Annotated in this window: 5 protein-coding genes; 4 read left to right on the top strand and 1 reads right to left on the bottom strand. The window is 63.8% G+C overall.

Translation table 11 applies throughout. The features are described 5' to 3' along the window. Window positions 1–248 precede the first annotated feature (248 nt). Entirely contained in the window at window positions 249–1,694 is a 1,446-nt protein-coding gene (pdxR, locus tag QMX88_RS28090) for a MocR-like pyridoxine biosynthesis transcription factor PdxR (protein WP_282373516.1), read from the bottom strand. A 214-nt stretch (window positions 1,695–1,908) separates the two neighbouring features. On the opposite strand from pdxR, the gene treS reads away from it, so the two are divergent. The 4 genes from treS (at window position 1,909) to mnmH (ending at window position 7,745) form a co-directional block, all read left to right on the top strand. After that, entirely contained in the window at window positions 1,909–3,978 is a 2,070-nt protein-coding gene (gene treS / locus QMX88_RS28085) for a maltose alpha-D-glucosyltransferase (RefSeq protein ID WP_282373515.1), read from the top strand. Between the two features lie 182 nt (window positions 3,979–4,160). Next, window positions 4,161–5,309: an MFS transporter gene (locus QMX88_RS28080; protein WP_282373514.1), complete on the top strand. Its 1,149-nt coding sequence runs from the start codon at window positions 4,161–4,163 to the stop codon at window positions 5,307–5,309. A gap of 292 nt (window positions 5,310–5,601) precedes the next feature. After that, window positions 5,602–6,636 (top strand): selenide, water dikinase SelD, encoded by a 1,035-nt coding sequence (selD, locus tag QMX88_RS28075; protein ID WP_282373512.1) that lies wholly within the window; start codon window positions 5,602–5,604, stop codon window positions 6,634–6,636. Beyond that, window positions 6,636–7,745, top strand: coding sequence for a tRNA 2-selenouridine(34) synthase MnmH (gene mnmH / locus QMX88_RS28070; protein WP_282373511.1), 1,110 nt, complete (start codon window positions 6,636–6,638; stop codon window positions 7,743–7,745). Before selD ends, mnmH begins: the two co-directional genes overlap by 1 nt. The last annotated feature ends 213 nt before the right edge of the window (window positions 7,746–7,958 follow it).

Genomic DNA, 7,958 nt, shown 5'->3' with positions numbered 1-7,958 from the left:
GCCCGCCGCCATCCGCCATCCATGGCGGGGGGCGGCTCTCGCGGCATCCATGCCGCTCGGCCCACTCCGCGAGACCTGCGTTCAGCCTGCACCCAAGTCGCGTTCTTCGGTGTTTGAACCTTTTGTGTATGAAGATCAAGATCAACAGCTTCCCGGCTAAAACCGGTCCTAGTGAATGCGCGCGCTGCTTTTTGTGGGACCGGCTTCAGCCGGGAAGGGGCCGGTGGGAGCGCCTTCGATTTCCCCGATCAACCAAACCCCATCAGCAGATCCCGCAACCGGTCCAGCGCCGGGTCGATGTCGAGCAGGTCAATCGCACCGAAGCCCAGCATCAGGCCGTCGCGGGGTGGCGCTTCGCTGTAGAAACCGTGGAGGGGGTAGAGGCCCAGCGCGGTATCCCGGGCGCGGTCGACCAGGATGTGCAGGTCGATCGCAGGCAGCAGCGAGGGCTTGAGCATCACCGCCATGTGAAACCCCGCCGTGCACGGAATGGTTTCCAGCCAGGGCGCCAGATCACCGGCGATGCGTGCCAGGATGCGTTCGCGGCGCCCGGCGTAGGTGCTGTGGCAGCGGCGGATGTGTTTGTTGAGCAGGCCTTCGCTGATGAATTTGCTCAGCGCCCATTGCGGCAGGGTCGAGGTGTGCCAGTCGGTCAGTTGCTTGGCTTTGATCACCGCTTCGAGGATCGCCGCCGGCAGCACGGCGTACCCCAGGCGCAGTTCCGGCAGCAGGGTTTTCGAAAAGGTGCCGACGTAGGCCACGACGCCGTGCTCGTCCATGCTTTGCAGCGAGTCAGTGGGACGGCCTTCGTAGCGGAATTCGCTGTCGTAGTCGTCTTCGATGATGATCGCGCCGATCCGCCGGGCCTTCTCCAGCAGGGCGTGGCGGCGCGCGAGGCTCATGGGCATGCCCAGCGGCATCTGGTGGGAAGGGGTGACGTAGATGGCGCAGACATTGTCGGGAATCTCATCGACGATGATGCCTTCGCTGTCGACCGACACGCCGGTCACCTCGGCCCCTTGGGCGGCAAACAGCAGGCGCGCAGGTGTGTATCCGGGATCTTCCACGGCCACGCGGCTGCCGGGTTCGATCAGCACGCGAGCGATCAGGTCCAGGGCCTGTTGCGCGCCATTGCACACCACCACGTCATCGGCCACACAGCGGACGCCGCGGGCAAAGGCGATGTGCCCGGCAATGGCGGCGCGCAGGGCGGGCAGGCCTTCGGGCTGGCTGTAGAAGCCGCGTTCGGTGGACATCTGCCGCACCGCGTGGTGCACGCAGCGCCGCCACTCGTCATGGGGGAACTGGGTTTTCGCCGTCGCGCCGCCGAGAAAATCGTAGCGCAGGGTGCCCGCGCGGGTCGGGTGGCGCAGGGGCAGGGAGATGCGCTCCCATTTCGCCACAATGTGGGCGCTGGCCAGCGGCGAAGGCGCCGGCCGAGTCGGGCTGTAAGCGCTCAAGGCGTTGACGAACGTGCCGCTGCCGACCTTGCCGACGAGGTAGTTTTCGTAGGTCAGTCGGCTGTAGGTGTCGGAAATGGTTTTGCGCGACAGCCCCAGTTGCGCCGCCAGCAGGCGACTGGGCGGTAATTGAACACCTGCCGCCAGCCGGCCGGACACGATACTGTCGCGCAGCTGTTCATAAACTTGATGGGCGAGGTCCTTGCGGCCCTCGATAACGATGTGTAATTCCACGCAAACCCCTGAACAGCGCCGACGGTGCGGATGCACGCCGGTGGATTTTAGCCAGTGCAGCCGCGCGCGTGACAGCAACCGATGCAACGTTTACGCGCCAAGGTGCTCTTAGAGTTAGGCATAAACCTGACACGCACAGGCAGGACGGTCCGGACAGCGCTCGCAGAGCCCTGGGCCGCCGCTCCCATCCACTTGAAGATGGAACCCCGAACACATGACCACCCCGGACAAGCAGTACGTGGAATGGCTGGTTGAGCAATCGATGCTCAACGCCGCAAAGCAACGCGCAAAACTGTATGGCGGCCAGGGCCGTCTCTGGCAGCGGCCTTACGCCCAGGCCCGCCCACGGGACGCTTCGGCCATCGGCTCGGTCTGGTTCACCGCCTACCCGGCGTCGATCATCACCCGCGATGGCAGCTCGGTGCTCGAAGCGCTGGGCGATGAGCAGCTCTGGCACGCGCTGTCGGAAATCGGCATCCAGGGCATTCATAACGGCCCGTTGAAAGCCTCCGGCGGTTTGAAAGGCCGCGAGCGCACCCCGAGCATTGACGGCAACTTCGACCGCATCAGCTTCGAGGTGGATTCGTCCCTGGGCACCGACGCCCAGTTTCTTAACCTCAGCCGCATCGCCGCGGCGCACAACGCGATCGTCGTCGATGACGTGATCCCGTCCCACACCGGCAAGGGCGCGGACTTCCGCCTGGCCGAGATGGCCTACGAAGAGTACCCGGGCCTCTACCACATGGTGGAAATCAAGGAAGAAGACTGGTCGCTGCTGCCGGAAGTCCCGGCCGGCCGCGACGCTGTCAACCTGCAGCCTGCTACCGTCGATGCCCTGCGCGACAAGCATTACATCGTCGGCCAGTTGCAGCGGGTGATCTTCTTCGAACCCGGCGTCAAGGAGACCGACTGGAGCGCCACGCCCATCGTCACCGGCGTCGACGGCAAGGACCGCCGCTGGGTCTATCTGCATTACTTCAAAGAAGGCCAGCCGTCGCTGAACTGGCTGGACCCGAGTTTCGCCGCGCAGCAGATGATCATCGGCGACGCCTTGCACGCCATCGACGTGATGGGCGCGCGGGTGTTGCGTCTGGACGCCAACGGCTTCCTCGGCGTCGAACGCAAGGCCGACGGCACGGCGTGGTCCGAGAGCCACCCGCTGTCGATCACCGGCAACCAGTTGCTCGCAGGCGCCATTCGCAAGGCCGGCGGTTTCAGCTTCCAGGAGCTGAACCTGACCATCGACGACATCGCGGCGATGTCCCACGGCGGCGCCGATCTTTCCTACGACTTCATCACCCGTCCGGCGTATCAGCATGCCCTGCTCACCGGCCGCACGGAGTTTCTGCGGCTGATGCTGCGTCAGGTGCATGAGTTCGGCATCGACCCTGCGTCGCTGATTCACGCGCTGCAGAACCACGATGAACTGACCCTGGAGCTGGTGCATTTCTGGACGCTGCATGCTCACGATCAGTACCTGTATCAGGGCCAGACGTTCCCGGGCAACATCCTGCGCGAGCACATCCGCGAGGAGATGTACGAGCGTCTGGCCGGCGAGCACGCACCGTACAACCTGAAGTTCGTCACCAACGGCGTGTCCTGCACGACGGCGAGCATCATCACCGCAGCGCTGGGCATTCGCGAGCTGGACAGCATGACCGCCGCCGACATCGACAAGATCCAGCACATTCATTTGCTGCTGGTGATGTTCAACGCCATGCAACCGGGCGTGTTCGCGCTGTCGGGCTGGGACCTGGTGGGCGCACTGCCCCTGCCGGCCGAGCAGGTGGAGCACCTGATGGGTGATGGCGATACCCGCTGGATCCATCGCGGTGGCTATGACCTGGTCGACATGGACCCGGACTGCGAAGTCTCGGCAGGTGGCATGCCCCGGGCACGGGCGCTGTACGGCAGCCTCCCTGAACAGTTGAAGCGCCCGGATTCGTTCGCCTCGCAGTTGAAAAAGCTGCTGGCCGTGCGCCGCGCCTACGACATCGCTGCCAGCCGGCAGATTCTGATTCCGGACGTCGAACACCCGGGGTTGCTGATCATGGTTCACGAACTGCCGGCCGGGAAGGGTACGCAGATCACTGCGCTGAACTTCAGCGCGGAGGCCATCGTCGAGACCCTGCACCTGCCGGGCATCGCCCCAGGGCCGGTGGTGGACATCATCAACGAGCGGGTAGAAGGCGACCTGACTGAAGAGGGCGAATTCACCATCACACTGGACGCCTATGAAGGCCTGGCGCTGCGCGTGGTCAGCATGGCGGCACCGATGATGTAAACGGGCCTTGCTTAGTGGGACCGGCTTCATCCGGGAAAGCGTCAGTCGTCACACCGCTGAAGTGAGGGTGTACGGGCTGGCCTCTTCTCGGTTAAAGCCGGTCCTGCGAGGGAATGCGTGCAGTGAGGGATCACTTTTTTTCACCGTCTGCCGTTCGCGCAGACCTGTTCAGGTCGTTTTCTGTGTCAGTTGCTCAATCCGTTCGTGCCCCTGTCTTCGTTCACCTGTGGAGTTATCGCCTGACGTTCCTGCTGTCCGGGATGTCCCTCGGCGCGTGGGCGCCGCTGGTGCCTTTTGCCCGCGACCGCGCCGGGCTTGAAGAAGCCCAGCTTGGCCTGCTGCTGTTGTGCTTCGGCCTCGGTTCGATGCTGGCGATGCCGCTGGCAGGGATGCTCACCACGCGCAAGGGCTGCCGCTTTGTTTCGCTGATTGGCGGCGCCTTGATCTGCTGCATGCTGCCGTTGCTCGCTACGCTGTCTTCCCTGCCGGCGCTGGCAGTGGCCCTGGCGGTGTTCGGCGCGGGGCTGGGCAGCATCGATGTGGCGATGAACGTGCAGGGCCTGATGGTCGAGCGCGATCACGGGCGGCCGATGATGTCGGGGTTCCACGGGCTGTTCAGCCTCGGCGGCATCAGCAGTGCGCTGTTGATGACCTTGCTGCTGTGGCTGGGCGCGTCGCCGTTACTGGCGGTGGCCGTGGTGGTGGCGTTGATTGGCGGGATGTTGCTCTGGCACGCGCGCTACCTGGTGCCCCATGGCGCGGACGACCCATCAGCGCCGTTCGCTCGGCCGACCACCAAGGTGGTCATCGTCGGGATTCTCTGTTTCATCGCGCTGCTCGTGGAGGGCGCAATGCTGGACTGGAGCGCCGTGTTCCTGAACCGGATGCACCAGATCGATGTGTCGGTGGCTGGCGGCGCCTACGCGGTCTTCTCCCTGGCCATGGCAGCGGGGCGTTTTTCCGGGGACTGGTTGAGGAACCGCTTCGGCGCGGTGAACCTGCTGATCGGCGGCGGGCTGCTGGTGATGGTCGGGTTTGCCATGGCCATCCTGCTGGATCCCTGGCCGCTGTTCCTGTTGGGCTTCGCGCTGATCGGGCTGGGGTTGTCCAATACGTTTCCGGTCTACTGCTCGGTGGTCGGTGCGCAGACCAGAATGCCCGCGGGCCTGGCGATCGCAGTGATTACCGGGATCGGCTACTGCGGGATTCTGCTGGGGCCCGCGTTGATTGGTTTTGCTGCCCATGTGATTGGCTTGCGCGAGGCATTGCTGTGCGTGGGTGCGTTGATGCTGGCGCAGGTGCTGACGGCACGGCGGATGGCGAAGGGCTGAGGAAAGCCATCAATTTGCGGTGTGGCATTTGACGCCTTCCCGGCTGAAGCCGGTCCTACTGACAGCACGCGGTTTTAACGGTAGGACTGGCTTTAGCCGGGAAGAGGCCGGTGTGGACACCATCAGTTTTGCGGTGTGACATCAAATGTTTTGCCGGCTGAAGCCGGTCCTGCCAAATCGCGTATCCAGCCATCCAGCCATCCAGCCATCCAGCCATCCAGCCATCCAGCAAATCTTCAACCCACTGGCGCCTCTGTTAGACTTCGGCGCCTTGAAACTCAGGGGCTTTCCCATGACCGACCCGATTCGTCTTACCCAATACAGTCACGGCGCCGGCTGTGGCTGCAAGATCTCGCCCAAGGTGCTGGAAACCATCCTCGCCGGCAGTGGCGCGCAGAACCTCGACCCGCGCCTGTGGGTCGGCAATGCCTCCCGCGATGACGCGGCGGTGTATGCCATCGACGACGAAAAGGGCGTCGTGTCCACCACCGATTTTTTCATGCCCATCGTCGACGACCCGTTCGATTTCGGCCGCATCGCCGCGACCAACGCCATCAGCGACATCTACGCCATGGGCGGCGACCCACTGATGGCCATCGCCATTCTCGGGTGGCCGGTCAATGTGCTGGCCCCGGAAATCGCCCGCGAAGTCATCCGTGGCGGGCGTGCGGTGTGCGACGCGGCGGGCATCCCGCTGGCGGGCGGTCACTCCATCGACGCGCCCGAGCCGATTTTCGGTCTGGCCGTGACCGGGCTGGTGGAAAAGCGCTTCATGAAGCGCAACGACACCGCGACTGTGGGCTGCAAGCTGTTCCTTACCAAGCCGCTGGGCATTGGCATCCTCACCACCGCCGAGAAAAAAGGCCTGCTGCGCGACGAAGACATCGGCCTGGCCCGTGACGTGATGTGCACGCTGAACAAGCCCGGCAGCCGTTTCTCCCGACTGGCCGGCGTCACTGCCATGACCGACGTCACCGGCTTCGGCTTGCTCGGGCATCTGGTCGAGATGGCCGACGGCAGTCAGGTCACTGCACGACTGAATGCTGCCGCCGTCCCGCGTCTGGGCAGCGTCGATTTCTACATCGAGCAGGATTGCATCCCCGGGGGCACCCACCGCAACTACGACAGCTATGGCGAGCGCATCGGCGCGTTGACTGACGCGCAGAAGTTGCTGCTGTGCGATCCGCAAACCAGCGGCGGTCTGCTGATTGCCGTCGAGCCGGCCGAAGAAGCGGCGTTCCTGGCAATGGCCGACGAACTGGGCCTGAGCCTTGCGCCGATCGGCGAACTGGTGGAGCGACAGCCACTTGCGGTCGAGGTGTTCTGATGCGCGACAACAGCGCCGACCTGCGGGAGATTTTCCTCAACGACGTGCCGATGATGGACGTGCGTGCGCCGGTTGAATTCACCAAAGGCGCGTTTCCCGGCGTGATCAATCTGCCGCTGATGAACGACGTCGAGCGGCAGAAGGTCGGCACCAGCTACAAACAGGACGGGCAGCAAGCCGCCATCGAACTGGGCCACAAATTAGTGTCAGGCGACTTGAAAGAGGCGCGGATCGAGGCATGGGCGAGTTTTGCCCGCAACCATCCCGACGGTTTTTTGTATTGCTTTCGCGGCGGTCTGCGTTCGCAGATCACCCAGCAATGGCTCAAGAGCGAAGCGGGCATCGAGTACCCCCGGGTCATCGGTGGCTACAAGGCGATGCGCAGCTTTTTGATCGAGGTGACCGAGCAGGCCGTGGTCGAGTGCGATTTCGTGCTGATCGGCGGCCTGACCGGCAGCGGCAAGACCGAGGTGCTGCAGCAGCTCGACAACGGGCTGGATCTGGAAGGCCATGCCAACCATCGCGGCTCGAGCTTCGGCAAACACGCAACGCCGCAGCCGGGGCAGATCGATTTCGAGAACCTGCTCGCCGTGGACATCCTGAAGAAGCGCGCCCGGCACCTGAATCAGTTCGTGGTCGAGGATGAAGGGCGGATCGTGGGCAGTCGTGCGGTCCCCCTTGAGTTGTACCGGACGATGCAGGACGCGCCGCTGGTGTGGCTGGAGGACAGTTTTGACAGCCGGGTCGAGCGGATTCTGAAGGATTATGTGACGGATCTGTGTGCCGAGTTCATCGCCGTGCAGGGCGTGGAAGCGGGTTTTGCGGCGTACGCCGAGCGGCTGAAGCAAAGCCTGTCGAGTATCGTTCGGCGGTTGGGCGGTGAGCGTTATCAGCGGCTGGCGGCGATCATGGACAGTGCGCTGGCTGAGCAGGCGCGCAGCGGGGCGGTGGATGAGCACCGGGGCTGGATCAGCGGGATGTTGGGTGAGTATTACGATCCGATGTATGCGTTTCAGCGGGACAGCAAGAACCCCCGGATCGAGTTTGCCGGAGATCAGAGGGCTGTTGTCGAGTATCTGAAACAGCGGAAACTGAACTACCGCGGTTGAAGATCAAGATCAAGAGCGTCGGCCTAACGGCCTCTGTTTCGCCTTCGGCGAGTTACTTGGAAAAGCACCCCAAGTAACCAAGGGTGCTTGCTCCTGGCTGGGTTCCTCCTTCGTCGGAATACCCTCACTCCGACGACGCTCCGTGGGCCCGCGCCGAACGGACATCCATGTCCTAGCGGCGCTCTCGCGGCATCCATGCCGCTCGGCCCACTG

This window comes from Pseudomonas sp. PS02290, from assembly GCF_029960075.1.
GTDB lineage: Bacteria > Pseudomonadota > Gammaproteobacteria > Pseudomonadales > Pseudomonadaceae > Aquipseudomonas.
This window is presented reverse-complemented; position numbering and strand designations above follow the sequence as displayed.